The sequence below is a fragment of the Bradyrhizobium sp. AZCC 1721 genome (assembly GCF_036924715.1).
Classification (GTDB): Bacteria; Pseudomonadota; Alphaproteobacteria; order Rhizobiales; family Xanthobacteraceae; genus Bradyrhizobium.
On the sequence record NZ_JAZHSB010000001.1, the window covers coordinates 6,022,804 to 6,049,585 of the forward strand.

Genomic DNA, 26,782 nt, shown 5'->3' on the forward strand with positions numbered 1-26,782 from the left:
CCGCATTGCGTGACGAGAGCTAGTCCGCTAATCCCGCCGTCATTGCGAGCGAAGCGAAGCAATCCATCGCCACTTGCGGAGACATGGATTGCTTCGTCGCTACGCTCCTCGCAATGACGGGTTGGCTATCGTGCGTTACTACCCAAACCGCTGATCGTACCGGCTCACGCTGAGCTCGCTCACATCGATATCCGGCTTCCGTCCCGAAATCATATCGGCCAGCACCCTCCCCGAGCCGCACGCCATGGTCCAGCCGAGCGTGCCGTGGCCGGTGTTGAGGTGCAGATTGCCGTAGCGCGTCGCGCCGATCACCGGCGGGCCGTCCGGCGTCATCGGGCGCAGGCCGCACCAGAAGCTCGCTTTGCTCAAATCGCCGCCGCGCGGAAACATGTCGGTCAGCGAATGATCGAGCGTCGCCCGCCGCGCCGCATCGAGCGAGTTCGAATAGCCGGAAATTTCCGCGGTGCCGCCGACGCGGATGCGATCCCCCAGCCGCGTGATCGCGACCTTGTAGCTCTCGTCCATCACGGTCGATACCGGCGCGCCGTCGGGATCGATGACGGGGACCGTGATCGAGTAGCCCTTCACCGGATAGACCGGAACAAAAACACCCAAAGGTTTGAGCAAGCGCGGCGACCAGCTTCCGAGTGCCGCGACATAGGCATCGGCCTGCAACAACCCGGCGCTGGTGACGACGCCGGTGATCTTGCCGCCATCCGCGACCAGCCGCTCGATCGTGGTATTGAACCTGAACTCGACGCCGAGCTTTTCAGCTTCCCGAGCGAGCGCCTGCGTGAACATGTGGCAATCGCCGGTCTCGTCCTGCGGCAATCGCAACCCGCCGACGAATTTTTCCTTCACGGCCGCGAGCGCCGGTTCCGCGCCGATGCAGCCGGTGCGATCCAAAAGCTCGTACGGCACGCCGTATTGCTTGAGCACCGCGATATCATCGCCGGTCGAGTCGAGCTGCTTCTGCTTGCGGAAGAGCTGAAGCGTGCCGCGGCTGCGCTCGTCATACTTGATGCCGACCTCGGCGCGCAGCGCGCGCAGGGAATCGCGGCTGTATTCGGCGATCGGGATCATCCGGCTCTTGTTGACCGCGTAGCGCTCTGCCGTGCAGTTGCGCAGCATCTTCAGCCCCCAGATCCACATGACGGGATCGAGCTTGGGCCAGATCACCAGCGGCCCATGCCGCATCAATAGCCACTTGATCGCTTTGACCGGCACGCCGGGGCCGGCCCAGGGCGAGGAATAGCCGGGCGAGACCTCGCCGGCATTGGCAAAACTGGTTTCCTGTGCAGGCTCAGCCTGGCGGTCGACGACAACAACTTGGTGGCCGGAACGCGCCAGATAATAGGCTGTCGTGACGCCGATCACGCCACTGCCGAGAACGATGACCTTCACGATCCCTCACGCATTCGCCGCGGCACAATTGCCGCGGCCTCTGTCTTTCCCTGCGAGCAAGGATCAGGCCACACGCTTGATCGCGTCGCCGAGGATCGAAACCATGTCGTCGATGTGGCTCTTCTCGACGATCAAGGGCGGCGACAGCGCAAAGGAATCGCCGCTCATGCGCAAATAAAGCCCGCGATTGAAGCAATCCACCATCACGTCATAGCCGCGTGCGCCGACGCCGTCGCTGCGCGGCGAAAGCTCGACCGCGCCCATCAGGCCGACATTGCGGATGTCGATCACCTTCGGCAGACCTTTCAGCGAATGCAGCGCATCGCGCCAGTATTCGGCCAGCGACGCGCCGCGCGTCAAAAGCCCCTCGTCCTTGTAGATGTCGAGCGTCGCCAGCCCCGCGGCACACGCGGTCGGATGCGCCGAATAGGTGTAGCCGTGGAACAGCTCGATCGTGCCCTCAGGCCCGGTCATCAACCCGTCGTGGATCTTGCGGCTGGCAAACACCGCGCCGCAGGGGACGGTGCCGTTGGTGATGCCCTTGGCGGTCGTCATCATATCAGGCGTGACACCGAAATAATCAGCCGCAAACGGCGTGCCGAGGCGGCCGAACCCAGTGATGACCTCGTCGAAGATGAGCAAGATGCCGTGCTTGTCTGCGATCTCGCGCAGCCGCTTCAAATAGCCCTTCGGCGGCGGCAGCACCGCGGTCGAACCCGGCACCGGCTCGACGATGACGGCGGCGATGGTGTCGGCGCCATGCAGCGCCACCATCCGCTCGAGATCGTCGGCGAGCTCGGCGCCGTGCTCCGGCTGATCCTTCGCAAAGGCGTTGCGGGCGAGATCATGGGTGTGACGGATGTGATCGACTCCGGGCAGATGGGTGGCGAACGCGCGGCGGTTGGCCACCATGCCGCCGACCGACATGCCGCCGAAGCCGACGCCGTGATAGCCGCGCTCGCGGCCGATCAGGCGCGTCCGCGTCCCCTGCCCGATGGCGCGCTGATAGGCCAGCGCGATCTTCAGCGCGGTATCGACCGACTCTGAGCCTGAATTGGTGAAGAAGACGCGATCCAGTCCCTTCGGCGCGATCTCGGTGAGCCGCTCGGCAAAATCGAACGCCGGCGGATGGCCCATGTTGAACGAGGGCGCGAAGTCGAGGTTCATCAATTGCCGTTCGACGGCAGCCGCAATCTGGCGGCGGCCATGGCCGGCGTTGACGCACCAGAGGCCGGCGGAGCCGTCGATCACCTTGCGGCCGTCGACGGTGGTGTAGTGCATGCCCTCGGCGGAGGCGAACAGGCGCGGCGTTTTCTTGAACTGCCGGTTGGCCGTGAAAGGCATCCAGAACGAGTCGGTCTGCAGGGTGTTCGGCTTCTGATGAAGGGTCACGGTCTAGCTCCTTTGCTGGCAGCTCAAGGGACCACCGGGCCACGCTCGGGAAGCCACAACAAGTCCTTTTCTGCACTCCTGCAACCCATTGATTTTGCTAACTCGATCAGGGCATATTTGTTCGATCCGAAACACCTGCAACAGGGATTTTCGATGAGCGTCGATATCGGTGGGCGACTCCGCTTCGTCCGGGCCCGCCACAAGCTGTCGCAGCGTGAGCTGGCAAAGCGCTCCGGCGTGACCAATTCGACGATCTCGCTGATCGAGTCGAACCAGATGAACCCCTCCGTCGGCGCGCTGAAGCGCATCCTCGACGGGTTGCCGATGGGGCTCGCCGAGTTCTTCGCGATCGAGCCGGAGCGGCCGCGCAAGGCGTTCTACCGCTCTGACGAGCTGACCGAAATCGGCAAGCAGCCGATTTCCTACCGCCAAGTCGGCGACAATCTGTTCGGCCGCGCGTTGCAGATTCTCAAAGAGCGCTATGAGCCGGGCAGCGACACCGGCCGGGTACCGCTGACGCATGACGGCGAGGAAGGCGGCATCGTGGTGAGCGGCCGGCTGGAAGTGACCGTCGACGACGAACGCCGCATCCTCGATCCCGGCGATGCCTATTATTTCGAAAGCCGCCGCCCGCACCGCTTCCGCTGCGTCGGCGGAAAGCCGTGCGAGGTGATAAGTGCCTGCACGCCGCCAACGTTTTGAGCAGCCAAGGCTGCGTACTCATCAATCCGCTACTTGCAACGACAGGCTTTGGCTTTCAATACTCGGGCACAATTAGATTTCGGCCCAAGGAGGGTTCATGTATGAACCGGTGTTAAACTTGGACGGCGTTGTCCTCTCACCTCAAAAAGAGCTTGTGCGCATGTTCTACAAGGAGATGTGGGATCGTGCGGACAAAAGTCTAATCCCCTCCATTTTCCATCCGGACTTCACGTTTCGTGGCTCTCTCGGTCCTTCGCTGGTCGGGCATGGCCAATTCGCCGAATACGTGGATTGGGTAACAACCGCCTTCGCCAACTACACGACGGACATGCTGGTTCTGATTGAGGAAGGCAATCGCGTGAGTGGCAAGATGCGCTTTCACGGCTACCATCGTCAGGGGTGTTCGGGGTGGCGCCAAGCGGCCGCCATGTATGGTGGACCGGTATGCCGATCTTCACATTCGACGGCGGCAAGGTTCGGGACCTCTATGTACTCGGAGATATCTACGGTCTGATTGAGCGAATGCGCTCGGCATAATATTCGTCACCGCATACGTCCGAGTCGAGTCATGTGCAGGCATCCGCCTATTTCGATATCGGCGGAACGGCGCGCGATGATGCGGGGTCAGGAAGCGCCAGTCCTCTTTAGAGCATTCGGCATCACGATTAATCGGGAAGGCCTGCATTCCGGAGACCTTTGGCGAAGGTGGCGAAGTCCGCCTCCCGACGAAACATCGCTAAGTCTCTCAGATTGGTGGCGCGCAAATTGGGATTACATTCGAGTGCTCGTGACATCGCTCGTTGCGCCAGGTCAAGTCGCCCCGCGAGCGCATTGCTCGCTGCGGAAATGCATGTGGCCAGTAGGAAAGTCGGATTGAAACGCAAAGAGCTTTCGGCGCATGACGACGCCGTGTCATAGCGGCCTGCGAGAAAATGGGCATAGGCCATGGCCCCATGCAAGGCGTACGTGGAAGGATCGAGCGGGCTCAATCGCATGGCATGCGCAGCGTGCTCAAGTGCTAAGTCCGGCTCACCTCTCCAAACTCTTAACCACGCACTAAGCATCCAACTTCGCCCCAAGTTAGGATTTACCGCAAGTCCCCGGTCCATGAACGCCGTCGCATCGTCGAACTCATGAGCTACGAAGGCGAGCGCATACCCACCCATACACAGTGCAATGGGGTCATCTTCGCCCAGCAGCACCGCCTTCCGAGCCAGCCGTACAGCTTCCGCACTTTCCTGAACGCGTTCGTCCATCCAACCACGCGCTTTCCGCCGCACGTAGCACCACGCAGCCATGCCATATGCGCAGGCCAGACCATGATCGAGCTCGACTGCCTTGCAAAAGAGCCGGAGCGCCTCGACGTTCGCATCCTTGGTCCACCGACTAGCGCTGGACAGCCCCCGCAGATAATAGTCGTATGCATCCAGATTTTCAGTTGGCTTGCGCTTTGCCCGCTTGATTTCCTCGCGCTGCAGTTTTGGTGCTATTGCCCCCACCACGCTGGAAGTCACATGGTCCTGTAGATCAAACAGCTCCTTGAGCTCACCATCAAAGTGGTCAGCCCACAGATGCGCTCCCGTTTCGGCATCAATAAGCTGCCCTGCGATGCGCAGGCGATTTCCTGCCTTGCGCACGCTGCCTTCGAGTACGTAGCGCACCCCAAGCTCGCGACCGACCTGCCTCATGTCTACACTTCGGCCCTTGTAGGTGAAGCTCGAATTGCGCGCGATCACAAAGAGCCAGTGAAAGCGCGACAGCGCCATGGTGATGTCCTCTACGACGCCGTCGGCAAAATACTCCTGCTCTGGATCTAAGCTCAGGTTGACGAATGGGAGGACAGCAATTGAAGGCTTGCTTGGCAGCGGCAGGAAGTGTTTCGGCGGTTCTGCCCAGTTATCGGGCGCCGCGCCGCCTCGCTCTTCCTGCACTTGCCCGACAAAACGGAAGCCCTTCCGCGCCAGTGTTCTGAGGAGGCGTTGCTCTTCGCCGGAATCGCCGATCGCATTCCGTGCGGCGTTCAGGCGGGTCGTCAATGCAGCATCAGATACAATGCGTCCGTTCCAAACGCCAACAATGAGGTCGTCTTTGCTGACGACGCGCTCCCTGTTTCGAATCAAGTAATCAAGCAAGTCAAAAGCCTGAGGTGCAATTGACACCGCATCCGCTCCGCGGAGCAGTTCACGCTTTTCGGTGTCAAGCGTGTAATTCTCGAAGAGATAGCGCAAGTTGCCATTCCTTCTGGGTCACCTCTAAGGGCTTCCGAAGCACGAAGAATAAGCTGCCGATAAGGGAAATGTAAGCCACCAGTTAAGCGCGCCAGCGCATCTTGCGGCAACTTCGCCCGGTGAAAAGTCCAGGCAGGACACACCGTCATGAGCGCGATTCGGGAGCCTATCGAGCTGGGACCAGCAACCGCAAAGCGGCAGGCCTACAGTCCTCTCGAAGCATATTGGAATGCATTTCAGGAGTGGCGCAAACGCGAGAAGCTGCGAACCGAGTTGTGTCGCCTGACGGACAGCGAGCTTGCGGACATCGGTATCACGCGCGGCGAGATTGACTACGTCGCCTCAAGCCGCTCAATCTCGCTGGATCCCCTCCATTGGATGTCTGATATCGGCACCCGAAGGTGATCGACATCGGAATGCACCTCGCCCTACTTCGCCAGCGCGCTCGACAACAGCCATTCGAGTTCCTGCCTGACATCGTCAAGCGGCTGGGCGCTGCGCGCGGCGCGGCACATTGCGACCGTTCCTTCGGTCGATGCGATGACGAGCGCCGCCAGCCGCCGCGCGCGCGCAGGCGCCACGCCCTCGCGGCGCAACGCCGTGAGCATGATGCGCTGCCAGTCGGCAAACACGCCGTCGGCGAGATCGAGCAGATGGCGTTGGGCGGCTTCGTCAGGTTCGCCGCCCTTCTCGGTCGCATCGTTGACATATTGCTCGACCGCGACTGCGAGCACTGGACAACCGGCCTGGAATTTCGACTTCTCCAGCGTCTGACGCCACAGCGCGATGAAGGTGCGCAGACCCGCAATCGCGCCGCGCGACTGCGTCAGTTGCTCCAGCGGCCCGCTGACCTGCTTGCCCGCAAATACCAGCGCGTCCTCGATTAACTGCTGCTTGCCCCGCGGAAAGTGATGACCAATCGAACCGCGCGGCGTGCCGGTGTGGCGGACCACCTCACGCATGCTAGTGGCGTTGACGCCGCGGCGGCTCATCAGGTTGGCGGCCCCTGCCACCATTTTTGCGCGGGTATCCGACGTCATCGCGAATCTTCCTTCGTCTGCATGACCGCATGCTAGATTATGACGCTTGACATAGCCAGCTCAATGTGAAGTTATGACGTTCGTCATAGTCAGAAGAATGCCGACGCGAGGAGACGCGCAATGACGTTTATCCATGTGATGACGCCGCAGGGACGGTTGAACGCCGATCAGCGGCGGGTGCTGGCAAAAACGCTGACGGACGCCGTCCTCGTGCCGGAGGTCGGCAAGCTGACGCCTGAAGCGCGCCGCGGTTATCAGGTCCATTTCGTCGAGCGCCCGCTCGACATGATCGCGCACGGCGGGGAACTGCTCTCGGACAAGCCCAGCGACGTGATGGTGCTCGACGTCGTGGTGATGGACTGCTGCTGGACGCGCGAGGATCGCGCCACCGTCATCCGCAATATACACGCCGCGCTTGCGGACGCCTGCGGGATGAAGACGCCCTCGCCGGGCTGGTGGATCAATTTCCGTATCATCGAGGAAGGAAGCTGGGGTTCGCGCGGCGGCGTGCTGTCGTTCCTCGACCTGCTCGACCATGGCGCATCGCACTTTTCGCCGGAACGCGCCGCGTCAATCCGCACCGCACTCGCCGTCAAATACGAGCGATAGACACGCGCGTCTTGCACTGCATTTTTAGAACAATCAGGACGGAGGAGATCATGAGCGCCGAAGGAACAATCCGCACCGAAATCCACGATCGCATCTTCAAGATCATCATCGACAACCCGGCCAAGAAGAACGCGTTCTCGCCCGCCATGATGGAGCAATTGTCGGACGCGCTGACGGAGCTCCACAACAACGACAGCTATTGGGTCGGCGTCATCTGCGCCGAAGGCAAGGATTTCACCGCCGGCCTCGACATGCCGAAATTCTTCGGCCCCAACGCCGAGAAGCGGAATGTTAGGGAGGGCAATGTCGACGTCTTCGGCCTGCAGAAGCGCTGCAAGAAGCCGATCGTGTCAGCGGTGCAGGGCATCGTGTTCACCGTCGGAATCGAGCTGATGCTGGCGGGCGACATCGTCGTCGCCGCCGACGACGCCCGCTTCTGCCAGATGGAATCCAGGCGCGGCATCGCCCCGCTCGGAGGTGCGCATTTCCGCTTCCTGTCGCGCACCGGCTGGGGCAACGCTATGTATCATCTGTTCCTGTGCGATGAATTCAGCGCAGCGCGCGCCCGCGAGATCGGGCTGGTCCAGGAAGTCGTGCCGGCCGGCCAGCAAATCGAGCGGGCGATGGCGCTCGCCAAGATCATTGCCGGCAATGCGCCGCTCGGCATTCAGGTCACCAAGGAAGCGGCGCTTAAATATGTCGAGCACGGCGAGGCGGCGGCCATCGCCTACATTCCAAAAGTCCGCGAGCGCGTGCTCAACAGCGCCGATGCGCGCGAGGGCATCCAATCCTTCATCGAGCGTCGCGCTGCGGTGTTTCAGGGCAGGTAGGCGCGGGGCTGCCCGCCTCTCATCCTGTCAGGATCGATTTCAACGAGTCGCGTTCTTCCACGATGAAGTCGAAGAACGCCGCGATGCGCGGGACGCGCCTGATATCGGGGTGGGCCAGGAGCCGCCAGCTTCGGGTCAATTCAGGAATGGGCCCGAGCACGCGAACCAGATCCGGCTCCGCATCGCCGAGCGCCGTCGGCAGCGGACCGAGGCCGACGCCGGATTTCACGGCCGAGACCAGCCCGAGCACGCTGTTGTTGCGCACCGGCATGGGGGCGCCGGGCGCCACTTCCTTCAGCCATTTGGCGGCGCGGTGGTTGGCGAGCGTCTCATCGAAACCGACGAGAAGGTGACGCGACAGATCCTCGGTCCGTTCGGGCTTGCCGTGGCGCTCAATGTATCCAAGGCTGGCATACACCGCCCAGACCGAGTCGGCGATCTTGCGGCCCACCAGCTCGTCGTCGGTATCGCCTGAGCGAAACGCAACATCCACCTCGCCCTTCGACAAATCAAGATAGCGGTCGCTGGTGATAAACTCGACGCGAAGCTGCGGGTAACGGGCATGGAAGCGGTCGATCAGCGTTGACTGGGTCATGCGATAGACGATCGGCTCGGGACAGGTGACGCGGATCACGCCCTTTAGTTCCTGCTCGACGTCGGTTGCCCGCCTTTGGAAATCATCGACCGCCGCCTCGATGCGCTCGGCATATTTCAAGAGCGTGTTGCCGTATTCGGTCAGGCGATAGCCGGTGTTCTGCCGCGTCACCAGGGCGCGCCCTAGTCTGCGTTCGAGTTCTTCGAGGCGGCGGTGCACCGTCGACTGGCTGGTGCCGAGCGCCTTGCCGGCCGCGATCGTGCTGCCGTGACGCGCCACCGCGAGAAAGTATTTCAGATCGTTCCAGTCGAACATTCGCCCATTATGCACTTCTGCGGCGGGGTTTCGCAATCTTGCGGCTCCCGCGGCAGGGCGGCGGCCCGTAGGCTTCTTCGCGCCGAAACACCGCGCGGTACCTGACCGACACAAGGAGCGAAAACATGCGCAGCCAATTCATCCCGGCCATTTTCCTTCTCACCGGCCTCGGCGCTGGCCTCGACAATCCCGCATCGGCGCAGCAGCAAGGAGCGCCTGCGCCGAATATCGCCAAGCCGAATATGGTGCTGCAACAGATCGTCGAGGGATTGCCAAAGGATGACAAGCAAACCGTGCGGGTGATGACCGCAACGTTCAAGCCGGGCGACAAGACCGTGTATCACACCCATCGCTTTCCAGTGACGGTCTACGTCCTCGAAGGCGCCTTCACGCTCGAACTCGAAGGCCGTCCACCGCTTAACGTCAAGGCCGGCGAAGCGATGGTCGAACCGCCGAACGTGCCCATGACCGGCTATAACCGCAGCGCCACCGAGCCGACCAAGGTGGTTATCTTCTATGTCAGCGCGAATGACACGCCGTTCCTGGACTTGCATTCGCACTAAGCGGCCAGCCATCGCGGCGACGACATTGCCTGAGGGTCAGCAATAGAGCTAGCCGCGAAAATCGATGCTGCGCAGGATGATGCCGGGCGGGGTCCCCTCGAACTCCCCCGCTTCGAACTTGCGCGACGCGCATTGTTCGATGCGGTCGCGCAACCGAAGGAATTGTTCTTCGCGCTGGCTGGTCGCCGTACGCGAGGCATGCTCAAGAGCATCCATCGCGGAGGCGCTGACCGCGCAGGGTATTTCCCTCGGGCCGTCCATCATGGAAAACAGCAGCACCATGCGGTCGAACTCGTAACCGCCAATGTTTCCGCGTGCGAGTGTCATCGGATGTTCCTCCCCGAGAGAAACGATACTTGAAAAACGATAAGTGCCTTGGCTTGTTCCTTATCTCGCCTGACGCTTACGCGAATAGTACTTCCGCCCGCGTGCCGGCGGGTATAAATTTCCGCGTGTCTGCACCGCGGCAAGCACCGCCAGTTCGGGGGCATTTTGCATGCGCGCTCTTGCTCTGGTTCTCGCATTCCTGATCGGGTTGGGCACCCCTGCCCTCGCCGACGACGTCGCTACTGCCCAGAGCGTGATCCGCGCGCAGGAGCAGGCGTTCATCCGCGACGACGCCGCGGCCGCCTATTCCCATGCCGCGCCCGAGATCAGGCAGATCTTTCCGCAGGCCGACATCTTCATGCAGATGGTTCGGCAAGGCTACGCGCCGGTCTATCGCCACAAGAGTTTCGAATTCGGCGAGGCGCGTTCAGCCAATGGCCGGATCGCGCAGCGCGTCCATATCGTCGACGACAATGGCGAGGCGTGGGAAGCGATGTGCACGCTGGAGCAGCAGCCGGACGGCAGCCTGAAGATCACGGGCTGTTCGCTGCTGAAAGCGGGACAGGCGGTATGACGCTCACGCCATCGCCAGCCGCTGGCGTGCCCGCATCAGCAGCAGCACCATGATCGTGATGTTGAGCGCGTTCCACGCCAGCCCATTGGCGAACGCGGCGCCGTAGGAGCCGGTGGCGTCGAAGATCGCGCCCGAGATCCAGCCGCCGAACGACATGCCGAACACGGAAGCAAAGATCACGATGCCGACGCGGGTCGCCGCTTCGGAGGCCGGCATCGCCTCGCGCACGATGATCGCATAACTCGGCACGATGCCGCCCTGGAACAGGCCGAACATCGCCGAGATAATATAGAGTGAGGTCAGGCTGTCGAAGAACAGGTAGAACAACAGCGCCGTGCCCTGCGCGAACGACCCGATCAAAAGCGTGCGGATGCCGCCGATCTTGTCGGCGAGAAAGCCGCTTCCGATCCGGCTGATGATGCCGAAGCCCAGCATCAGCGACAGCATTTCCGCGCCGCGCGCCACGCCATAGCCGAGGTCGCCGCAATAGGCGACGATGTGCACCTGCGGCATCGACATCGCCACGCAGCAGGCAATCGCGGCGAGCGACAGAATCGCCGTCAGCGCGTTTGTGGAGAGTTTTAGATCGACGCGCGGCGGCGCCGCGTTGTCGTGGTCGCGCTGGCCTCCCGCGCCCATCAGCATCCGCAAGCCGATCAGCGCCAGCGTCATCGCTACCGCCGTGAAGATGCCGATCGCGATATGACTGGTGCGCCAGCCGAGCTGCTCGATGCCGAAATTCACCAGCGGCGGCCAGATCGTGCCGCCGATGTAATTGCCACTAGCGGCAATCGCGACCGCGAGCCCCCGATAGCGGTCGAACCAGTGCGAGGCCTCCGCCATCAGCGGGCCGAAGGTGGCGGACGAGGACAGCCCGATGGCGAAATGCACCAGGATAAAGTGCCAGATCGAGGTCGACATTCCCGCGACGACATAGCCGAGGCCCAAAATGCCGATGCCGAGCCCGATCGCGGTGACGATGCCGTAGCGGTCGGTGATCTTGCCGGTCAGCACCCCGCCGGAACCGAACCCGAGCATCACCATGGTAAAGGCCAGCGACGCGGTGCCGCGGCTCGCGGCAAACTCCGTCTGCACCACCGGCAGCGCGACCACCACCGACCACATGCCGACGCTGCCGAGCGAGCCGATCAGCACGGCCACGACAAGCCGGATCCACGCCCGGCGCGAATCGGGAACGAACAGGTCGGAATCTCGGGAAAGCTCAGAAGAAATCACCACGGCAGCCGGAACTTCGGGGTCAAATCGCCCAAGGTCAAGCCACAATGCCGCGATGTTAGGCATGCAGTTGTGGGGGGCAACGCCCCTGCATTGCCTTGGCGGAATCGTCCGTCGGTCCTACCTTCCCATCATGTTCGTCCGCCTGACGAGACCTGCGCGTGTCAAAGCGGGGTGGTTCGCCGCCCTGCTCTACCTGTTTTGCGTGCTCGCGCCGGGCGTGGCGCTGGCGCTCGGCGATGCCGCGTCCTGCCTTATGCACCAGCCCGGAACGGCGGGTGCCGCTCATTTCCATGACGGTGCGCAGCCGGAGCATGTCGCCGCGCATCAGCATCACGAGATGCAGACCGATCAGCACGCGATGGATCACGCCGATGCCGGCGACGTGATGCCCGTGCCTGCCAAGCATCAGCATGACGGCAAGGGCTCTGCGGGACCGTGCTGCGCCACGCTCTGCGTGTGCGCGATCGCGGCCGATCCGCCTGCCGTCGCAAAGCCCTCGCAGCCGATGTCGATCTGCGCCTCCAAGAACGTCCAGCGCCTGCCCGGTGAGGCGCCGCCGCGACACTTCCGTCCCCCCATCGCCTGATCTCTGACGTCACGACATGGGCAGCCGCGCGAGTGAAGCGCGCATGCCCATGGCTTATTGCAAGATCATGGATTCAGCCTGGCGGCCCGCGCCTCGCGGCCGCGCTTCGCTGACAAGGAAACAGGAAAGAACAGAGATGAAGAACATCATGACGGCCGGCCTCGCATTGATCGCCGTTTCGGCATGGACGCCACTGGCATTCGGCCATGACAAGCACGCCCACGAAACCTATTCGGCGGGCGAGCCCGGCGACCCCAAAAAACCCGCGCGCACCGTCGAGGTCGACATGAGCGAGATGAAATATGCGCCCTCGAGCATCGAGGTGAAGCGCGGCGAGCAGATCCGCTTCGTGATCCGCAATGTCGGCGAGGATGACCACGAATTCCTGCTCGCCACCACGGAAGAAAACCTCAAGCATGCCGAGGACATGCAGAAGCATCCGCATATGGAGCACGAGGAGCCGAACGCGGTGCGGCTCACGCCGAAAAAATCGGCCGAGATCGTCTGGAAGTTCACCAAACCGGGCACGTTCGAATATTCGTGCCTGATCCCCGGCCACCGCGAGAACGGCATGATCGGCAGGGTGACAGTGAAGTAGCGGCGACGAGACGGACACCGCTAATCAGAGGATGGGCACTGCGCCATGCGCTTTGCTCATCCTCCAATTCCTGCCAGACCTCATCCTAAGGAGCGCGCCTTCGCGCGTCTCGAAGGATGAATGGCACCCCAGCCGGGCCACATGGTTCGAGACGACGCTTTCGCGCCTCCTCACCATGAGGGTTCAATGGTTGCTGCATTTCCTTTTCATCGTGGCCGTGCGACAAGCACCGAACGGCCGCGCGGCCATATGGAAGGAACCAGCGAGACGCCCGTGCGACGAATTGACGAACAGGTTTTCCGCCTCCTGCTGCTTGCCGTTACGCTGGCTTTCGCCTGGGTGGTTCTGCAGCCGTTTTACGGCGCCGTGCTGTGGGCGATCATTATCGCCGTCATCTTTGCGCCGGTTAACCGCGCGCTCCTGCGGTCGATGCCCGGCAGGCCGAACCTCGCGGCGCTGGTGACCGTCCTGCTCATCATCGCGATGGTGATCCTGCCGCTCGCCATCGTTGCGGCCTCGCTGGTCCGCGAAGCCACCAGCCTGTTCGGCAAAATCCAGTCGGGCGAATATGATCTCGCCGGCTACGTCCAGCGCATCTTCGATGCGCTGCCGGCCTGGGTGATCGGCTGGCTCGAGCGGCTTAACCTGACCAACCTTTCAGGGCTTCGCGAGACCTTGTCGTCCAGCCTGATGAAGGGCGGGCAGATCCTGGCGCCGCAGGCGCTCAGCATCGGCGTGAACACGTTCGAGTTCGTGATCGGCCTCGGCATCATGCTGTACCTGATGTTCTTCCTGATGCGTGACGGGCGAGTGCTGGCTGATCGGATCAAGGAGGCCGTTCCGCTCGGCGCCGACCACAAGACCGCGCTGTTCAGCCGCGTTGCCGACGTCGTTCGCGCCACCGTCAAGGGCGGTGTTCTGGTAGCCATTGCGCAAGGCGCGCTCGGCGGCCTGGCGTTCTGGTTCCTCGGCGTTCACGCGCCGCTGTTGTGGGCGGTGCTGATGGCGTTCCTGTCGCTGGTGCCGGCGATCGGGGCCGGCCTGGTGTGGCTCCCCGTCGCGATTTACTTTCTCGCCACCGGCGCGATCTGGCAGGGCCTCGGGTTGATCGCGTATGGCGTGCTGGTCATCGGCCTCGTGGATAATGTGCTGCGCCCCTTCCTGGTCGGCAAGGACACCAAGCTACCGGACTATGTCGTGCTGATCTCGACGCTCGGCGGCATCGACGTCTTCGGCCTCAACGGTTTCGTCATCGGTCCGCTGATCGCCGCGATCTTCATGGTGAGCTGGGAGATTTTTTCGGCGTCCCGGCGCGCGTCACGGGATGAGCGGGTGAGCGACCGGTAGTATTCGCTTCAAGGCGATGCGTACTCCATCGTCATTGCGAGCGAAGCGAAGCAATCCATTTCTCCGCACGGGGATAGATGGATTGCTTCGTCGCTCCGCTCCTCGCAATGACGGTTGTGTCCCCTATCCCAGCTCAAAGCTGGTCACCCCGAACACCCGCTCCAGCCGCAGCGGCGGGATTGCGCCGGTATACATACGCGCCGTCTCGAACACCGGCGCGAGCCCAAAACCTTCCGCCAGCGCAACCGCGTCGCGGTTGATGCTGGGCACGTCCAGAAAAATCTCGCCGCCGCCCACCTTGGCGAGCAAAGCGGACAATACCGCTTCGGCCGTAGCGCGGTCGTCGGCCACCAGCGGCCCGATCTTAAAACCCTTCCGGCACGGCCGGATCACACCCCAACCCACAAGCCGTCCATCGCGCACGACCGCGCACCCGACATGTCCGGGCGAGCCAATCCAGGTCCGCAGGAACGCCGGCCGTCGCGCGGGAAACACCGTTGCGTCGTCTGCTTCCACGTCAGCCAGCGGAACTTCGCTCAGGTCAATCACCCCGGCCTGCGGCACACTCCGCGCCGCGACCATGCCGCCATAGCGGACGTTGGCGTAAGCAAGCTGAAAGCCGGACTTCCTGTAATTGTCCTGCTGCGCCGTCACGCCATCGAGTCCGATCACGCGCGCGCCGGCATGCGCGATGGCCGCATTCCACATCCGCAAGCCGTAACCTTTGCCGCGCAAATCTGCCCGCACGATGTAAAAGCCGAGAAAGGAGAAGCCCGCGCTGTAATTGATGCAGGAGACAGTCGCGACAGGCGCACCATCGATCTCGCCGATGATAAAGCCGTGCGGATCAACGGACGAAAAACAGGTCGCATCCGCAAGCCCCGGATTCCAGCCTTCGGCGGCGGCCCAGTCTATGGCGAGTGAGATTTCGTCCGGCCGCATCGTGCGGATGGTGAAGTCGCTCATGATGACGATCCTTTGGATGTGTCTCCAGCCGTCATTGCAATGACGCGCCACGCTGAGGCATTCACAATTACGACAATCGCCGACACGCGAATGTGTGCGCAGTCCAGAAATGGCACACTTCTTCGCGCAAAATATCATTGCGCAGCTCGAATTGTTTAGCGAAAATTAACCACGCTGGCTGGCGCGGCTTGAGTAGTTGGAGGCTTCACACATGTACCGATCATCGCTCACGCTGGCTTTCGTCGTCCTGTGTTCCGGGGTTGCCGCGGCCAGCGATCTGTCGTCATCCGTCTACGTCGCGCCAGGCGGAATCTACGCGCCTTCCGCAAACATCAATGTGCGCCCGCGACCGGCTTATCGGCCGTACGCGGAACCCGGTTACCGATATCCGGACCCTGCCTACCGCGCACCGGCAGCGGTCTATGGCGAGTACGGAACGCCCTACCCCGCGCAGCCCGTCTACGTCGAACGTGCGCCAGTCTATCGCGAACGCTACTACGCGCAGGAATACGACTATGCGGGCGAATACGCGCCGCGGCCGCCGCTGCCTGTGCCGTATCGTGCGCGAGCGCGATGCGACGACGGCTATGGCGGGTGGAGCTACTGCGATTGAGCCGCCCGCTCGCGCGGGTTCCTAGTGCGGTGGTTTGCCTACATTCCTGTTGCGCAACGTATCGGCTAACGCACGGCTGACATTTGCCATGACCGGGTGGGACGCGCGCAGCATCCCGGCGTCAGCCCGGTGTGAGCGTCAGGCTGTATCTGCTGCAGCAAGGGCCTTAGCTCCGTCAGGAGTTGAGGCCCTTATTTTCAATGCATGTGGACGAATGCCGGCGAAGTGCTTCCGGTAACTTCCGGCCAGTCGTCGGACACGCGCCAAGCTGCCACTCCGACGCACACGGTGAGCATCAGGGACATCACGAGCAGAAGCATAAAGGAAAACTGGCTCAACTTCCTTGCCCCGCAAACCAGACTCAAATTTCGAGGAAGCCAGCACGGACTGCCGAGTCGCACAATGCAGTTCGCTGACCTAAGCGGAGTTTTCCCCACGCAGGATTTCTTGGCGCACATCCGAGTTCAGAAGACAGTCACTCACGGCCGGAGGCGGTCCGATCTTTCCATCTCGCCGCAAGATAGCGGCTTGAAAGATCGCAACCACAACCATCGCGGCCGCAATCCGTCTGCGCCCAGTAGACAAGTTCCATCCACATAGTTCGGCAGGGCTCCTGCCAAACATTGAAATAAAAATTGATGGAACTCTGAAGAAAAAACGTGGAGAAAACCCAAATGGGGTCTTGATTTGCCTTCTTTCTTTTAGCGGGGGCGCTGTGAGTAACGAGTAACGCGTATGACTGATCAACAATTGGCTATTCGGGCGATTGGCGAGGCGCAACTCATACTGGAAGAATACCTGCAACCCCGGCCGCAGAACAGTGAGCGTATCCTCGACAAATTGGTAGAAGTTCTCGAACGTCCCGATGTGATGGCTGCTGTGAGCCGCTTGCAGCAACGTAGTTGCTTCGAGCCACGCAAATGAGCAAGCAGCCCTCATCAATGGCTCTGACGGCTTTCGTTGCTGCGCTGTTGTTGTTGGGGATTCCAGGTGCGGAAGCGAAACAGGAATGCAGCGCCGCGGCGCCGTCAAATCCGAATGGAAAATGGTGGTCGTATCGTCTCATCGACGGACGAAAATGCTGGTACGAAGGCAAGCCGGGGCTTTCGAAAGCCTTGCTGGAGTGGCCCAAGGGCGTGGCCGCACAACCGTCGCTCAAGGACGTTGTGACAAAGCGTTTCAATCCACAAGACGCGCAAGCGTGGGTACCGAAAGAAGCCGTGCAAGCGTGGGCACCGGAGGAAGCCGTGCAAGCCCGGGCGCCGAATTACGTTCCTGACACTTTTGATGAGTTATGGAGCGGAAGGATCTGGCTTTTAGATTAGAAAATTGACGGTGCGCTTGGTTCTTGGCTTCGGCTTTTGTGCTCACTGACGTCTGTTGTCGAGTTAACGCTGATTTCAGCCGGTCGCCTGCCGTTCTCACGACAACTCGCGCTTGTTTTGATCGAAGGCCGACCCGGACGCGTTCTTGGAACCAGTGTGCGCTTCGTCTTGCGTGAGTCGCCCTTAGAGGAGGGTGCGGTGAGTAACGTACGAGATGCGAGCGACGCCGGGCGGTGCCAGCCGCCTCAACATCCAACTTGCAATCATTGCGGCGGCATAGCGCGGCCCGTGGTGATCCTCGACAGTCGCCAGGGCAAGAGCTTTCGCCTCCTCCGCTGCCTTAGCTGCGAGAAAACGGATTGGGCTGAAGAGCAGTAGCCGTTGCAATCGAGAGCACGGTCGTGGCTACCAGTAGTCGGACATCGACTAGAAGCATCCAGGCCAATGCGCGATGCTATAGGGAGCTGAAAGTCAGGGAGATTACTTGGCCACTGCCTGCATAGGACAGCCACTGCTCCCGATTAATCGCGCAACAGCACGGCCTCCCGAAGGGTCCGGCTCGAGGCCAAGACGGAGGCGAGCCCCAGCGCCATCAGCAGCGCGCCAAGCCAGGTTGCCATCCAGCCCCAGCCGTCATCAGCCGCCTCGGCGATCGGAGAGGCGACCGGTGCGGCCGGAGGCACGGAGACCGCAACCGCCTCGCTTGGCGCCGGTGCGGCTGCCAGAAGTGTCTCCGCGTCGAGCCGGCGCGGCGTGGGGTGGTCAGGCGTGAGCTGATCGGTCGCGCGGTTGGCGACGGTTGCCGGCGTCACGAAGGCTGCGGCCGCCGTAGCCGGGACGGAAGCGGCATCGACCATCTTGGGCTCGGGCGCGGGTGGCGTCGGCTGAGACGTTTCCGCCGGTGCGGAGCGCAGCAGCTCTGCACGCGCATCCATGACCGCCTTCTGCTTGGTCCGCGCGGCCTCATTCTCCTCGGCAGTGGCGACACGAGGCTTCGCGACGCGATGACGAACCTGCTTCACCGTCGCGGTCCCCTCGGCAGCCTGGAACCAGCATTTGCGGCGCCCCTCAGTACGATAGACCCAGCGCTGACCTTCCGCCGTCGACGTACCGGGTCGTGGCAAGCACTCGCTTTCCTTTTCCGCGGGAGCAGGCGCAGGGGCTGTCTGCGGAGGAGAGACATTGAACAAGTCTGCAAGCGGATTCGAAGATGCAGGCGAAGTCGGGAGACTTGCGAGAAGGACAATAGCGGCGGTGCAAGATCGCAAATGACCGGACATAGGAACCCCGAAGTTGCGCCCCCTTGGAAACGACCTTTGGCCGTGACCTGGGTCACAATAGGGCTCAAATCCGGCAAGGCGGTGGATTCATTCTGGCCTGGAAAACGAGATCGGGGCGCGAGTGCCGGGCAGCCGCACGAACGTCCGAGGCCGCTTCTTACTCATCTCGAACTCGATGGGTCGGTCGAAACTCAGCAAGTCATGTTGCTGACAGCATCGATGTGGCAGGGACTACCCCCATGCACTGCTGCACCTCGTTCGGCACGTTGTAGTCGCGCATGACAGGGCGGCTGTCGCGCAAGCCACACGCCTCTCGCTGCACCACGAACATCCAGAGCGCGTGGCCTGCCTCCGTCACCAGCAGGCGCCGTGCCTGCTGCGCTGACGCCGGCGCGCCCGAGCGTGGTTGGGTGGCATCGAACTCCCGCAGCCTGGCGAGGGCCGCTTCCAGCGCTCGCCCCATCCGTCCGAGCGCAACGGCCTGGTCCTGGGCGATCTCATAGTTGAGAACGTCGACGGGAGTGCGATCAAGGCGAAAATCGCGGGACATGGGGAATGTATAGCGCCACATGGATCGCATGTGCAACGATGCGCGTTACTGTTGCGATCGCTGCCTGGGTTTGATGCTGATCGAGCTTAGCAGTGTTGCGGTCACGATCATCGCTGCGATGCCAGCGATACTCAATGCTATCTGCATCGCAAGTCCGTCCGAGATGTTGAGCAGCGCCGCGTAGCTGGCGAACGTCAAGAGAACGCCGACGCAATAGATTGGCAGCGAGTTCTGGCCACAGAGGATCGCGCCGCGCATCACCGGCGTCGTCAGCCCTCGCCACTTGCGGGGCACGAGCCATGACGCCAAAACCGCAAGGGCCAAAAAATGCAGCAGTCGCAATGGATCGAGATTCGATTTGTCCAATGGATAAAATAGTTTCGCCAGCGCCTGCGGGATCAGTGCTTCCAGCGGCTTGATGCGCCAGCTCAATGCGATGACCAGGGTGAAGAGCAGATACAGGATGGCAAGCACAAGCGTCGTGCGTGACGTCACCCACGGCTGGTGTCTCTTGACGTCGATCATCCACCACGCGCCAAGCACGAACAGCAATTGCCAGGCCAGCGGATTGAAAGCCCAGTGGCCGTTCGGCCAGGCCGGGACGGTCCAGCCAAAGACATGCACCAGCACATAAAGCGCCAGCGAGGCGCCAAGCGTTGCATTCGGCGCTCGCAGCAGCAGCCACAGCAGCGGCGCGAACAGGAGGTGAAGAAGCACGAAGACCGACAACACGTCGGTATTGACCGGACGGTATTGCAGGATCGCCGCGCGCGCGAACGTTGCGCCCGGATGGTCCAACAAGATACGCGTATTGCTCTCGTCAGCAATACGGCCCGTGCCTGCGAGGTGAACCAGGATGGCGCAGGCGAGCGTGAGCAGCAGAAATGCGACATAAATGTCCCAGCTTCGCCGCAGCGTTCGGCTGATCACTCCGGTCCAGCCCTCGCAGCGCCATGCTTTGCCGTAAGCCAGCGCGCAGGTTACGCCCGAGACGAACATGAACACTTCCGCGGCATCGCTGAAGCCGTAGTTCCGCAGCGTCAGCCAAGCTCCGATGTTGTTGGGAACATGGTCAAGAAAGATGAACCACAGCGCGATGCCTCGGCAGGCATCTATTCGCAGGTCGCGGCCGTGGTCTCTCAGCTCCGGCAGCTCGCCGACCACGAACTTGGGGATGGTAATTCGGTCGTGCATCTGGGTCGTCCCGAAGCCAGCAAAATGGACCTGCCGCTCGAGCTCCTGGTGTGAGCTCGTTCACCATTAAAGGCTTATTTTTTCAGGCGAATCTGCGCGCGAGCGTTGAGCCTTGCCGGCTTTGCACGTGATCATTTGAGCCACGTGGTGATTTAAGGCCGCCCGTCCTTCGGCGCTTCGCGAGGTCCGTCCGATGTCGGCTGTTAGAGAAGAGGTAGACTAGGTTTCGCGTGGTCAGGCAGTACGTGGGATGGGTGGAGCGCCGAGTTCTTCGAACGCATGGATCATTGAGCTGGCGACCGTTTTCTAAGAAACACACGTCTGAAAAAGCTCAAGCGTTGCAGCAGAGCTGAAAGGGAACGCTCGCGTAGACGAGACGCCCGGGAGCGTCGTTTGCGATTGTCACAACCCTGCGTACAAAATCGCTTCAGTATTGCGACGCGATGCCTCGTCTTTGGCCGAGCGCGGAGAGCTGGCCTCCAGCCAGACCTTCGTCTACACTGCCGCCCTGTTCCGAGCTGGAGGGCGAGCATGGAGTGCCCAAGCTGCGGAAGCACCAATCAGGGTGGCAACCGATTCTGCGGGAACTGCGGCGCGCCGCTGCCGCAGCGTTGCGGCGCCTGCGGTCGCAAGAATCCGATCGGCAATAGCTACTGTGGTTTCTGTGGCGCTCCTTTGACCAGTGCCGCTCCTCTGGAACGAGCCGAAAATGCGGCTGCCAAGCCGGCATTAGCCGGTGCCGAACGCCGGCGTCTCACTGTCATGTTCTGCGATCTCGTCGGCTCGACCGCGATTGCGTCTCGGCTTGATCCGGAAGACCTGCGCGAGGTGCTCAGCAGCTACCACAAAGACGTTGCGAGGATGGTGGGGAAGTTCGATGGCTTCGTAGCCAAGTATATGGGCGACGGAGTTTTGGTCTACTTCGGCTACCCGCAGGCGCATGAGGACGACGCAGAGCGAGCTGTTCGCGCCGGCCTGCAGATTGTGACAATGGCGCGGTCAGCGCCGGCTGCGCCCGGCGGCAGACTGGCGGTCCGTGTGGGTATTGCCACGGGTCTTGTCGTCGTCGGTGATCTCATCGGCGCCGGAGAATCCCAGGAGCGCGGTGTAGTGGGCGAGACGCCAAATCTTGCGGCGCGACTGCAAACTTTGGCGGAGCCGGACAGCGTCGTGATAGACGCGAACACGCACAGGCTGACGAGCGGGATCTTCGAATATGACGAACTCGGCATGGTCGAGCTAAAGGGCTTTGCTGAGCCTGTGCGTGCGTGGTGCGTGCAACGAGAGAGCACGATCGAAAGCCGATTCGAAGCACTGCATCCGGCGACCGCTCTCACGCCACTTGTTGGGCGTGAGGAAGAGATCGAGCTGCTGGTCGAGCGCTGGATACAGGCAAGATCCGGTGCGGGCCAGGTGATCCTGCTCTCCGGCGAGCCTGGCATTGGCAAGTCGCGCCTGACCGCTGCCCTCCTGGAGCGGGTGCGTGGTGAGCCCCACGTCCGGCTGAGCTGTTCGTGCTCGGCGCACCACCAGGATAGCGCGCTGCACCCGACGATCGTGCAACTCGAACACGCGGCAGGTTTCGAGCGGGGCGATACACCAAAGATGAAGCTTCGCAAGATCGAGGCACTGCTCTCGCCGACTTCGTCGACGATTGCGGGTCTGCCGCTTATCGCCGAGTTGCTACACATTCCTGCTGACGATCTGTACTCACCGAGCGTGCTAAATCCGCAGCGCAAAAAAGAGGAGACATTCGAGCTGTTGCTCCACCAGCTCGTCGTCCTCGCGCAGAGCCAGCCGGTATTGTTGGTCTACGAGGACGTCCATTGGATCGACCCCAGCTCACGCGAGTTCCTCGATCGCGTGGTCGATCGCGTCGCAGACCTGCCTGTGCTGTTGCTGATTACATTCCGGCCCGAGTTTCAGGCGCCATGGATCGGGCAGTCACACGTCACGATGCTCGCCCTCAGCCGCCTCGACCGGCGCCAGGGTGCGACCCTCGTGCAGTGTGTCGCAGGCGGCAAAGCGCTCCCCGGGCATACAGCGGAAGAGATCATCGAGCGCAGCGACGGTGTGCCACTTTTCATCGAGGAATTGACGAAGGCTGTCGTAGAAGCGCAAGCCAGTCGACATAACGGCGTAGATGCGAGCGCGGCAACGTCGCGATCGGCGCTAACCGTACCCGCAACCCTCCACGCCTCGTTGTTGGCTCGGCTTGACCGACTCGGGCCAGGTCCGAAGAAAATGGCGCAAATCGGAGCGGCCATTGGCCGCGAGTTTTCATACGAACTGCTCGCGGCTGTCGTTGCCTTCACCGAGAGGGAGGCACAAGACAGCTTGGCGCGGCTTGTCCATTCGGAACTGGTGTTCCAGTACGGCACGCCGCCGGAGGCCGCCTATAGCTTCAAACACGCTCTGGTGCAGGATGCGGCGTACAGCACGCTGCTCCGCAGCGATCGACAGCGGTTGCACGCGCGCATCGCCGGTGCCCTCAAGGGGGATTTCCCGGACCGCGTGGCGCGCGAGCCCGAGCTACTGGCGCACCACTATACTGAAGCCTGCCAAATTGAACGTGCCGTCGGCTATTGGCTGAAAGCAGGCGAAAGCGCTGCCCAACGTTCGGCCAATCTCGAAGCAATCCGGCATCTCACCCGAGGGTTGGAGGCGCTGAACGCGCTACCGGAAAATTTCGAGCGGGATCGGCAGGAGCTCGCTTTTCAGATCGCGATCGGTACTCCCATGATCGCCGTATACGGCTATTCCGCCCCACAGACAGGCGCCGCCTATGGCCGTGCACGCGCGCTTTGCGAACGTCTCGGCGAGGCCGAGCCTCTCGTCGCGACCCTCAGCGGTGAGTTCGTCTATTACTTCGTGCGGGGCGATTATTCCGCGATGCGGCGATTAACCGACGAGGCCTGTCGTGTAGCGGAGCGCCTTCCAAGCCCGCTTATCCGTCTTGCCAGTCACCGCTTGGCCGGGATCACGGCCATGCACTTCGGCGAGTTTGCCGAGGCACGGTCCGAATTTGAGGCGATCTTGCGCCTCTACGACGCACGCCGGCATCGATCACAACCGGTGCACTACGTTCACGACCCGAAAGTGTCGGCTCTCACCTATCTTGCACCCGTCCTCTGGATTCTGGGCTTTCCCGAGCAAGCGCGCCGCTCGAGTACCGCAGCGTTCCACTGCGCCGCGGAGTTGGACCAGGCCAACCTCACGGCGCATGTCCACAATTTCGCTGGCGCGGGTTTGGACGAACTGCTCGGCGATGTCTCAGGCGTGAAAGCCCATGCCGAAGCGATCATTGAACTGGCCGATCGGCACAGCCTTGGCTATTGGCGCGTGAATGGGTTGATTCTTCGCGGCTGGGCTATGGTACAGCAGGGCGCCCCAGAGTCGGGTATCGCGCTCATGTGTGAGAATACCGAGCGCCGCGCGGCTCTCGGCGTCAGTTGGTATCAAGCCCGGTATCTCTGCATGCTCGCCGCGGCCTATGCGCAAGTCGGCCAGGCCGAACTAGGGCTACGGATCGTTGCGGAGGTGGAGGACCTCATCGCCAACAATCACGAACACATGTGGGAGGGCGAAGTTACACGCATCAAGGGGGAGCTCATGCGGGTGCAAGGGAGATCAACCTCCGAGATCGAAGCCTGCCTTGCGCGAGCTATGACAATAACGCGCGCACAAGGCGCCAAGTCGCTCGAGCTCCGCGCCGCCCGCAGCTTGGCGCGCCTGTGGTGTGATTTGGGGCGGCGCAAGGATGCCTGCGCGCTGCTCGCACCGCTCTTTAGCTGGTTTACTGAGGGCTTCGAGACCGCGGATCTGAAAGCCACAAAGGTATTGCTCGACGAGTTGACCTGCGGCGCATGAGCGATTTTGCGCGGTTCTCCCTCGTACAGCAAGCGTAGCCCGATGAGCGGAGCGACATCCGGGTTGGTTATGCCGAGTCCCGCATATTGCTTTGCTTGTGCGCGCTACTTGCACCCCAAGCTCTGGAGACAACATCAGGTCAGAGTCACCGAAGCCGTTCCACTGAACGGGTGTCACCGTAAATTCGCAGCTTCCAGGTCAACACGGCTTGCGACGCCTCCGTTCTTGCCTCGAGCGCGAACCGGTGCTCGTACTTATGCAGCTCGCCAACGTCTCGAACAGCCAAGCGAGGCCGGCATCGGCCATCGCGGCCTGCGATGCGACGAGGCGTATCGGATCGGGCCGCCAGGGCAACGGCACCGGGCGCACCACCAGATTGAACCGCGCGGCGTGGTACTCGACCAGCCTTCGCGGCAAGGTCGCAACCAGATCGCTTTCGGCGAGCTGAACCAGCGCCATCATGAAATTCGGAACCGTCAGCGCCACGCGCCGCGAATGCCCCCGCTCGGCAAGCATGGCATCGACGACTCCCTGCGCATCGCCGATGGCCGAAACCAGCATGTGCCGTGCCTTCAGGTATGCTGCCAGGTTTGGTGCGCGCGCCAGTGGATGACCTTTTCGCATGGCGACGACGAAGTCTTCCTCGAACAGCAACCGCTCGGCGAAACGGGGCGGCAACGGGCCGATCGGGAGTATTGCAAGATCGAGCCGGTGGGAGTCGAGCTCCGTGAGTGTGGTTTGCCAGACTTGGCTCGTCGGCTTGCCGTGATGTTGCGGCATGAGCTGCAGCAACCGGATGTCGACACCTGGCGCCTCGCGGGCCAAGCGGGAAACGAGAGGGCCGAGGAAGATGGCCGCCAATGCATCAGGCGCACCGATGGTAAAGCATCGCCGCGTGCCTCCGGGGTCGAACGGCCCGGCCATCGACATGATTCCATCGACACGCGCGAGAGCCTCAGCAACTGGACCGGCAAGTGCGAGGGCACGGTCCGTAGGCTTCACGCCACCGGGCGTCTTGAGGAACAGCGGATCATGCAGGAGATGCCGCAGCCGGCGCAGCCCATGGCTGACGGCCGAGGGTGTGAGATTGAGTCTTTCCGCCGCGCGCGCGACATGCCCCTCCTCGAGCACGGTGCTGAACAACACCAGGAGACTGAGATCGATGCGCAGGAGCTGAGCCGGCTTCAGCATGGTGCTGAGACTTTATCACTGGCTTCACGATACCCAAAGGGTCATCTAGCGCCTCGCTCATCACACGGGTTCGTTCAACACTGGGGTGCTTACATGTCGAAGAAATCACCGATGACGCCCGGCGCGGGCTCGCCTCCGGCGTTATCCCGGCGTCGCGCCATCCCGGCGATGGCGGGTCTGCCGCTCGCAGCAGCGCAGCCGGCCGCGGCAGAAGATGCGGTCGCCAAGCTGATCAAGCATTCCGAAGTGTCGAACGCGGCGCTGATGCGGGGAGACGCAGAGACTTACCGAACGATGATCGCCATCACCGACGATTTCACATTGATGTCTCCGTTCGGCGGGCCACCCTCGCACGGCTCGCATTATACGTCCGAGACCTGGGACAGGGTGGGACGGTTCTTCAAGAACGGCACCCACAAGCAGGAGGTCGTCCAATCCTATGGCTCGGCCGACATGGTGGTTCTCGCGCTGATCGAACGGGACCATGTCGAGGTCGGGGAGCTGCCCGCACAGGAATGGGCGTTGCGCGTTACGCTCGTCTATCGGCGGGACGGGACCGAGTGGCACCTGGTGCATCGCCACGCCGACCCGCTCGCCCATGGCATCAGCCTGCAGCAATCGGCGGCACTCGCGCGCGGCCCTGGCATGAAGGAATGACTTCAATCGGCTGGCGCGAAGCGTAGCTCCGAGGACGCAAATGCTGTTCGGTTTTCGTTTCGGCTCCCCCACGCATCGTTTTCAGTGAGGCCGCGTAGCGTCCCCTCGTCTCCTGCCGCGCGGCAGCCAAAATCATTTGACTGCATTCCAACGAATGGAACTCAACCGAAGGTGTGCTGGTTAGGCGGTGGAGCCGTTTGGCAGCAAGGCTTGAGCTGCGGCTACTCGAACGAGGTCAGCCGCCTCGTCCGATCCATTCTGGCGCCTGAAGACAGCCGGTAGCAAAGGCTCGTTGTTCGCGCTGTCGAGAAGCTCTCTTTATGGATCGAACAAACCAGCGGCGCGCAGCGCAAAATCTTTAGGGAGAAGCGAACATGGCGGTCCATTTCAACCACACGATCCTGCCGGCGCGCGACAGCAAGGCTTCCGCGAAGTTCCTGACCGATATATTGAACCTTCCAGCCCCGAAGCACGGGGGGCCGTTTGAGATGGTCGCTACCGAAAACGGAGCCTTTCTCGATTACATGGACACCGACGAAATCGCGCCGCAGCACTACGCCTTTCTGGTCAGCGAAGCCGAGTTCGACGAGATTTTCGGTCGGGTTCGGGAACGCAAGCTTGCCTACTGGGCCGATCCGGCGCGCAAGCAGCCCGGCGAGATCAATCGTCACGACGGCGGACGCGGGGTCTACTTCGAGGATCTCAACGGTCACCTCCTCGAAATCATCACCCGCCCCTATGGCAGCGGCGGATGGAATCCATGACGGGCGGCGGCGAGAAGTGGCTC

The 26,782-nt window shown here is 62.0% G+C and carries 28 protein-coding genes; 16 read left to right on the forward strand and 12 right to left on the reverse strand.

The genetic code is table 11. The annotated features are described in order from the left end of the window. Positions 1-138: 138 nt before the first annotated feature. Together V1273_RS28730 and V1273_RS28735 are read right to left on the reverse strand one after the other, a co-directional pair. Entirely contained in the window at positions 139-1,404 is a 1,266-nt protein-coding gene (locus V1273_RS28730; RefSeq protein ID WP_334411641.1) for a D-amino acid dehydrogenase, read from the reverse strand. A gap of 63 nt (positions 1,405-1,467) precedes the next feature. Beyond that, a complete protein-coding gene (locus tag V1273_RS28735) occupies positions 1,468-2,796 on the reverse strand; it encodes an aspartate aminotransferase family protein (protein WP_334411642.1) in 1,329 nt (442 codons plus the stop codon). Between the two features lie 153 nt (positions 2,797-2,949). On the opposite strand from V1273_RS28735, the gene V1273_RS28740 reads away from it, so the two are divergent. Next, positions 2,950-3,498, forward strand: coding sequence for a cupin domain-containing protein (locus V1273_RS28740; protein WP_028347208.1), 549 nt, complete (start codon positions 2,950-2,952; stop codon positions 3,496-3,498). A 97-nt stretch (positions 3,499-3,595) separates the two neighbouring features. After that, entirely contained in the window at positions 3,596-4,012 is a 417-nt protein-coding gene (locus V1273_RS28745) for an ester cyclase (protein WP_334411643.1), read from the forward strand. A gap of 151 nt (positions 4,013-4,163) precedes the next feature. Here the strand turns inward: V1273_RS28745 and V1273_RS28750 are convergent, their stop codons facing one another. Further along, entirely contained in the window at positions 4,164-5,726 is a 1,563-nt protein-coding gene (locus tag V1273_RS28750; RefSeq protein WP_334411644.1) for a winged helix-turn-helix domain-containing protein, read from the reverse strand. 147 nt (positions 5,727-5,873) lie between these two features. Between V1273_RS28750 and V1273_RS28755 the strand changes: the two genes are divergently transcribed. Continuing rightward, positions 5,874-6,131, forward strand: coding sequence for a DUF1127 domain-containing protein (locus V1273_RS28755; RefSeq protein WP_334411645.1), 258 nt, complete (start codon positions 5,874-5,876; stop codon positions 6,129-6,131). A 23-nt stretch (positions 6,132-6,154) separates the two neighbouring features. Here the strand turns inward: V1273_RS28755 and V1273_RS28760 are convergent, their stop codons facing one another. Next, on the reverse strand, positions 6,155-6,766 hold the full coding sequence (locus V1273_RS28760; protein ID WP_334411646.1) for a TetR/AcrR family transcriptional regulator: 612 nt from the start codon (positions 6,764-6,766) through the stop codon (positions 6,155-6,157). A gap of 120 nt (positions 6,767-6,886) precedes the next feature. Here V1273_RS28760 and V1273_RS28765 point away from each other — a divergent pair, with 120 nt between their 5' ends. Together V1273_RS28765 and V1273_RS28770 are read left to right on the forward strand one after the other, a co-directional pair. Next, complete coding sequence (locus tag V1273_RS28765) at positions 6,887-7,375, forward strand: tautomerase family protein (protein ID WP_334364741.1); 489 nt, start codon at positions 6,887-6,889, stop codon at positions 7,373-7,375. Between the two features lie 50 nt (positions 7,376-7,425). Beyond that, positions 7,426-8,205, forward strand: coding sequence for a crotonase/enoyl-CoA hydratase family protein (locus tag V1273_RS28770; protein ID WP_334411647.1), 780 nt, complete (start codon positions 7,426-7,428; stop codon positions 8,203-8,205). A 19-nt stretch (positions 8,206-8,224) separates the two neighbouring features. Here the strand turns inward: V1273_RS28770 and V1273_RS28775 are convergent, their stop codons facing one another. Beyond that, positions 8,225-9,151: a LysR family transcriptional regulator gene (locus V1273_RS28775; RefSeq protein WP_334380625.1), complete on the reverse strand. Its 927-nt coding sequence runs from the start codon at positions 9,149-9,151 to the stop codon at positions 8,225-8,227. An 89-nt stretch (positions 9,152-9,240) separates the two neighbouring features. Between V1273_RS28775 and V1273_RS28780 the strand changes: the two genes are divergently transcribed. Continuing rightward, positions 9,241-9,678: a cupin domain-containing protein gene (locus V1273_RS28780; RefSeq protein ID WP_334411648.1), complete on the forward strand. Its 438-nt coding sequence runs from the start codon at positions 9,241-9,243 to the stop codon at positions 9,676-9,678. Positions 9,679-9,726: 48 nt separating this feature from the next. Here V1273_RS28780 and V1273_RS28785 read toward each other — a convergent pair whose 3' ends face one another. Continuing rightward, positions 9,727-10,005, reverse strand: a complete 279-nt coding sequence (locus tag V1273_RS28785) for a DUF1488 family protein (protein ID WP_213289204.1) — start codon at positions 10,003-10,005, stop codon at positions 9,727-9,729. A 169-nt stretch (positions 10,006-10,174) separates the two neighbouring features. Between V1273_RS28785 and V1273_RS28790 the strand changes: the two genes are divergently transcribed. Next, a complete protein-coding gene (locus V1273_RS28790) occupies positions 10,175-10,579 on the forward strand; it encodes a DUF4864 domain-containing protein (protein WP_334411649.1) in 405 nt (134 codons plus the stop codon). 3 nt (positions 10,580-10,582) lie between these two features. Here the strand turns inward: V1273_RS28790 and V1273_RS28795 are convergent, their stop codons facing one another. Next, the gene (locus V1273_RS28795) at positions 10,583-11,782 is read right to left on the reverse strand and encodes an MFS transporter (protein WP_334412283.1); all 1,200 of its coding nucleotides are present in this window, start codon (positions 11,780-11,782) and stop codon (positions 10,583-10,585) included. A gap of 97 nt (positions 11,783-11,879) precedes the next feature. Between V1273_RS28795 and V1273_RS28800 the strand changes: the two genes are divergently transcribed. From V1273_RS28800 to V1273_RS28810, 3 genes are all read left to right on the forward strand, one after another. Then, on the forward strand, positions 11,880-12,404 hold the full coding sequence (locus V1273_RS28800) for a hypothetical protein (RefSeq protein ID WP_334411650.1): 525 nt from the start codon (positions 11,880-11,882) through the stop codon (positions 12,402-12,404). Between the two features lie 136 nt (positions 12,405-12,540). After that, positions 12,541-13,002 carry a cupredoxin domain-containing protein gene (locus V1273_RS28805; protein ID WP_334364749.1) on the forward strand — a complete coding sequence of 154 codons (462 nt, stop codon included), beginning with the start codon at positions 12,541-12,543 and terminating at the stop codon, positions 13,000-13,002. 273 nt (positions 13,003-13,275) lie between these two features. Next, positions 13,276-14,349, forward strand: a complete 1,074-nt coding sequence (locus V1273_RS28810; protein ID WP_334411651.1) for an AI-2E family transporter — start codon at positions 13,276-13,278, stop codon at positions 14,347-14,349. 123 nt (positions 14,350-14,472) lie between these two features. Here the strand turns inward: V1273_RS28810 and V1273_RS28815 are convergent, their stop codons facing one another. After that, positions 14,473-15,315, reverse strand: coding sequence for a GNAT family N-acetyltransferase (locus tag V1273_RS28815; protein WP_334411652.1), 843 nt, complete (start codon positions 15,313-15,315; stop codon positions 14,473-14,475). Positions 15,316-15,526: 211 nt separating this feature from the next. Between V1273_RS28815 and V1273_RS28820 the strand changes: the two genes are divergently transcribed. From V1273_RS28820 to V1273_RS28830, 3 genes are all read left to right on the forward strand, one after another. Then, positions 15,527-15,928, forward strand: a complete 402-nt coding sequence (locus V1273_RS28820) for a hypothetical protein (protein ID WP_334364752.1) — start codon at positions 15,527-15,529, stop codon at positions 15,926-15,928. A gap of 735 nt (positions 15,929-16,663) precedes the next feature. Next, the gene (locus tag V1273_RS28825) at positions 16,664-16,852 is read left to right on the forward strand and encodes a hypothetical protein (RefSeq protein WP_082637412.1); all 189 of its coding nucleotides are present in this window, start codon (positions 16,664-16,666) and stop codon (positions 16,850-16,852) included. Next, the gene (locus V1273_RS28830) at positions 16,849-17,253 is read left to right on the forward strand and encodes a hypothetical protein (RefSeq protein WP_334380618.1); all 405 of its coding nucleotides are present in this window, start codon (positions 16,849-16,851) and stop codon (positions 17,251-17,253) included. The genes V1273_RS28825 and V1273_RS28830 overlap by 4 nt, the downstream gene beginning before the upstream one ends. A gap of 521 nt (positions 17,254-17,774) precedes the next feature. Here V1273_RS28830 and V1273_RS28835 read toward each other — a convergent pair. From V1273_RS28835 to V1273_RS28845, 3 genes are all read right to left on the reverse strand, one after another. Further along, positions 17,775-18,377 (reverse strand): hypothetical protein, encoded by a 603-nt coding sequence (locus tag V1273_RS28835; RefSeq protein WP_334411653.1) that lies wholly within the window; start codon positions 18,375-18,377, stop codon positions 17,775-17,777. A gap of 355 nt (positions 18,378-18,732) precedes the next feature. Further along, positions 18,733-19,083: a DUF6665 family protein gene (locus V1273_RS28840; RefSeq protein WP_334364755.1), complete on the reverse strand. Its 351-nt coding sequence runs from the start codon at positions 19,081-19,083 to the stop codon at positions 18,733-18,735. A 45-nt stretch (positions 19,084-19,128) separates the two neighbouring features. After that, positions 19,129-20,277 carry an OpgC domain-containing protein gene (locus V1273_RS28845; protein WP_334411654.1) on the reverse strand — a complete coding sequence of 383 codons (1,149 nt, stop codon included), beginning with the start codon at positions 20,275-20,277 and terminating at the stop codon, positions 19,129-19,131. Between the two features lie 531 nt (positions 20,278-20,808). Here V1273_RS28845 and V1273_RS28850 point away from each other — a divergent pair. Beyond that, the gene (locus V1273_RS28850) at positions 20,809-24,147 is read left to right on the forward strand and encodes an adenylate/guanylate cyclase domain-containing protein (protein ID WP_334411655.1); all 3,339 of its coding nucleotides are present in this window, start codon (positions 20,809-20,811) and stop codon (positions 24,145-24,147) included. Positions 24,148-24,345: 198 nt separating this feature from the next. Here the strand turns inward: V1273_RS28850 and V1273_RS28855 are convergent, their stop codons facing one another. Further along, positions 24,346-25,338: a LysR family transcriptional regulator gene (locus tag V1273_RS28855; protein ID WP_334380614.1), complete on the reverse strand. Its 993-nt coding sequence runs from the start codon at positions 25,336-25,338 to the stop codon at positions 24,346-24,348. A 93-nt stretch (positions 25,339-25,431) separates the two neighbouring features. On the opposite strand from V1273_RS28855, the gene V1273_RS28860 reads away from it, so the two are divergent. Beyond that, complete coding sequence (locus tag V1273_RS28860) at positions 25,432-25,995, forward strand: YybH family protein (RefSeq protein WP_334411656.1); 564 nt, start codon at positions 25,432-25,434, stop codon at positions 25,993-25,995. A gap of 374 nt (positions 25,996-26,369) precedes the next feature. Beyond that, positions 26,370-26,759, forward strand: a complete 390-nt coding sequence (locus tag V1273_RS28865) for a VOC family protein (RefSeq protein WP_334411657.1) — start codon at positions 26,370-26,372, stop codon at positions 26,757-26,759. Positions 26,760-26,782 lie beyond the last annotated feature (23 nt).

Excerpts from the sequence above, each read along its gene's own strand:
- V1273_RS28755 (WP_334411645.1), top strand. The coding sequence starts at position 5,874 with ATGAGCGCGATTCGGGAGCCTATCGAGCTGGGACCAGCAACCGCAAAG.
- V1273_RS28840 (WP_334364755.1), bottom strand. The coding sequence starts at position 19,083 with ATGTCCCGCGATTTTCGCCTTGATCGCACTCCCGTCGACGTTCTCAAC.
- V1273_RS28815 (WP_334411652.1), bottom strand. The coding sequence starts at position 15,315 with ATGAGCGACTTCACCATCCGCACGATGCGGCCGGACGAAATCTCACTC.
- V1273_RS28855 (WP_334380614.1), bottom strand. The coding sequence starts at position 25,338 with ATGCTGAAGCCGGCTCAGCTCCTGCGCATCGATCTCAGTCTCCTGGTG.
- V1273_RS28780 (WP_334411648.1), top strand. The coding sequence starts at position 9,241 with ATGCGCAGCCAATTCATCCCGGCCATTTTCCTTCTCACCGGCCTCGGC.
- V1273_RS28740 (WP_028347208.1), top strand. The coding sequence starts at position 2,950 with ATGAGCGTCGATATCGGTGGGCGACTCCGCTTCGTCCGGGCCCGCCAC.
- V1273_RS28865 (WP_334411657.1), top strand. The coding sequence starts at position 26,370 with ATGGCGGTCCATTTCAACCACACGATCCTGCCGGCGCGCGACAGCAAG.
- V1273_RS28830 (WP_334380618.1), top strand. The coding sequence starts at position 16,849 with ATGAGCAAGCAGCCCTCATCAATGGCTCTGACGGCTTTCGTTGCTGCG.
- V1273_RS28825 (WP_082637412.1), top strand. The coding sequence starts at position 16,664 with ATGACTGATCAACAATTGGCTATTCGGGCGATTGGCGAGGCGCAACTC.
- V1273_RS28785 (WP_213289204.1), bottom strand. The coding sequence starts at position 10,005 with ATGACACTCGCACGCGGAAACATTGGCGGTTACGAGTTCGACCGCATG.
- V1273_RS28765 (WP_334364741.1), top strand. The coding sequence starts at position 6,887 with ATGACGTTTATCCATGTGATGACGCCGCAGGGACGGTTGAACGCCGAT.
- V1273_RS28800 (WP_334411650.1), top strand. The coding sequence starts at position 11,880 with ATGCAGTTGTGGGGGGCAACGCCCCTGCATTGCCTTGGCGGAATCGTC.
- V1273_RS28790 (WP_334411649.1), top strand. The coding sequence starts at position 10,175 with ATGCGCGCTCTTGCTCTGGTTCTCGCATTCCTGATCGGGTTGGGCACC.
- V1273_RS28760 (WP_334411646.1), bottom strand. The coding sequence starts at position 6,766 with ATGACGTCGGATACCCGCGCAAAAATGGTGGCAGGGGCCGCCAACCTG.
- V1273_RS28745 (WP_334411643.1), top strand. The coding sequence starts at position 3,596 with ATGTATGAACCGGTGTTAAACTTGGACGGCGTTGTCCTCTCACCTCAA.
- V1273_RS28860 (WP_334411656.1), top strand. The coding sequence starts at position 25,432 with ATGTCGAAGAAATCACCGATGACGCCCGGCGCGGGCTCGCCTCCGGCG.
- V1273_RS28770 (WP_334411647.1), top strand. The coding sequence starts at position 7,426 with ATGAGCGCCGAAGGAACAATCCGCACCGAAATCCACGATCGCATCTTC.
- V1273_RS28845 (WP_334411654.1), bottom strand. The coding sequence starts at position 20,277 with ATGCACGACCGAATTACCATCCCCAAGTTCGTGGTCGGCGAGCTGCCG.
- V1273_RS28820 (WP_334364752.1), top strand. The coding sequence starts at position 15,527 with ATGTACCGATCATCGCTCACGCTGGCTTTCGTCGTCCTGTGTTCCGGG.
- V1273_RS28850 (WP_334411655.1), top strand. The coding sequence starts at position 20,809 with ATGGAGTGCCCAAGCTGCGGAAGCACCAATCAGGGTGGCAACCGATTC.
- V1273_RS28805 (WP_334364749.1), top strand. The coding sequence starts at position 12,541 with ATGAAGAACATCATGACGGCCGGCCTCGCATTGATCGCCGTTTCGGCA.